Genomic DNA, 279 nt, shown 5'->3' with positions numbered 1-279 from the left:
TCTGCGCGGCGTCGATGTTCACGCCCGCCTCACCGAGCACCGTGCCGACACGGCCCATGATGCCCGGCTTGTCCGGGTACTCCATGAGCAGCATGTGGCCCTCGGCCCGGATGTCGAAGTGCCTGCCGTCGATCTCGATCAGCTTCTGCACCTCGTCCTTGCCGGTGACCGCACCCGACACCGTGTGTGCCGTGCCGTCGTCCTGCACCGCACGCACGGTCAGCTGGCTGCGGTAGTTCTGGCTCTCGGGCTCGGTGCTCACCGACACCTGCACGCCCA

Annotated in this window: 1 protein-coding gene; it reads right to left on the bottom strand. The window is 67.7% G+C overall.

Translation table 11 applies throughout. From position 1 onward, the window contains the following. Nucleotides 1-262 (bottom strand): ACT domain-containing protein (locus tag ABD323_RS44475; RefSeq protein ID WP_344447664.1); only part of this gene is annotated, 262 nt, incomplete at its 3' end. Nucleotides 263-279: the final 17 nt, after the last annotated feature.

Origin of the sequence: Kitasatospora nipponensis (assembly GCF_039528135.1) — a bacterium.
Classification (GTDB): domain Bacteria; phylum Actinomycetota; class Actinomycetes; order Streptomycetales; family Streptomycetaceae; genus Kitasatospora; species Kitasatospora nipponensis.
This window is presented reverse-complemented; position numbering and strand designations above follow the sequence as displayed.